Origin of the sequence: Kineococcus indalonis (assembly GCF_009906395.1) — a bacterium.
GTDB classification, from domain to species: domain Bacteria; phylum Actinomycetota; class Actinomycetes; order Actinomycetales; family Kineococcaceae; genus Kineococcus; species Kineococcus indalonis.
The window spans coordinates 1-1,417 of record NZ_JAAALM010000749.1; the positions used below are offsets into that span (position 1 = coordinate 1).

1 protein-coding gene is annotated in these 1,417 nt (G+C 77.2%); it reads right to left on the reverse strand.

Annotation, left to right across the window (positions count from 1 at the left end):
• On the reverse strand, window positions 1–1,325 hold a 1,325-nt coding region (locus tag GTR00_RS20810), incomplete at its 3' end, for a glutamate-5-semialdehyde dehydrogenase (protein ID WP_166613428.1).
• Between the last annotated feature and the right edge of the window lie 92 nt (window positions 1,326–1,417).

Here is a 1,417-nt window from a genome sequence, read left to right on the forward strand (position 1 = left end):
CGATGGGCCTGTCGGAGCTGACGACCACGACGTGGCACGTGCCCGTCGCCGAGCACCTGCCACGTCGTGGTCGTCAGCTCCGACAGGCCCATCGGCCCGCGCGCGTGCAGCTTCTGCGTGGAGATGCCGACCTCCGCGCCCAGCCCGAACTCCCCGCCGTCGGTGAAGCGGGTGGAGGCGTTGACGGCCACGACCGCGGAGTCCACCGCGGCGCAGAAGTAGTCGGTCACCCGCACGTCGGTGGCCAGCACCGCCTCGGTGTGCGCCGAGGACCAGCGCCCGATGTGGTCCACCGCCTGCTCCACGGAGTCCACCACGCCCACCGCGATCTCCAGGCCGTGGTACTCCGCGGCCCAGTCGGCGTCGGTGACCGGCTCGGCCGGCACCCCGGCGGAGGCCGCCGCCGCCAGCGCGCGCTCGTCGGCGTGCAGGCGCACCCCCGCGCCCGCCAGCGCGCCCAGCAGCCCGGGCAGGAAGTCCGAGGCCAGCGCGGAGTGCACCAGCACCGTCTCCGCGGCGTTGCACACGCTGGGGCGCGAGGTCTTGGCGTTGAGCACGACCTCCACGGCCTGCGCCAGGTCCGCGGAGGCGTCCACGTACACGTGGCAGTTGCCCACGCCCGTCTCGATGACCGGCACGGTCGCCTCGCGCACCACGCGCTGGATGAGCTCGGCGCCGCCGCGCGGCACCAGCAGGTCCACCAGGCCGCGGGCGGTCAGCAGCACGCCCACGCCGTCGCGGCCGTGCTCGTCGATGCCCTGCACCGCGTCCGCCGGCAGGCCCGCCGCACCCAGCGCGCCGCGCACCACGTCCACCAGCACGGCGTTGGTGCTGATCGCGGCGGAACCGCCGCGCAGCACCACCGCGTTGCCGCTCTTCAGGGCCAGCACCGCCACGTCCACCGTGACGTTCGGGCGGGCCTCGTAGACCACGCCCAGCACGCCCATCGGCACCCGCAGCTGGCGCAGGCGCAGCCCGTTGGGCAGCGTGGAGCCGCGCACCACCTCCCCCACCGGGTCCGGCAGCGCCGCCACCTCGCGCACCGCGCCGGCCAGCGCCGCGACGCGCCCGGCGTCCAGGGCCAGGCGGTCCAGCAGGTGCTCGGAGGTGCCGGTGGCGCGGCCGCGCTCGAGGTCCTCGGCGTTGGCCGCCACGATGCGCTCGGTGGCCGCCTCCAGCGCGTCGGCCACGGCCAGCAGCGCGGCGTCCTTGGCGGCGCGGGTGGCCAGGCGCAGCGGGCGGGCCGCCGCCCTCGCGCGGCGGCAGGTCGCCAGGACCGCCTCGGTGACGTCGGTTCCGGCGGTGCTCTCGGCCAGGGCGGTCATGGCCCCAGGGTACGGCGCGAGCGGTGCGCACGGCCCGCGAGTTCCCGCCCGCCACCCCCGCGGGGCGTCCCGCGGGGGTGGCGGGCGGGAAC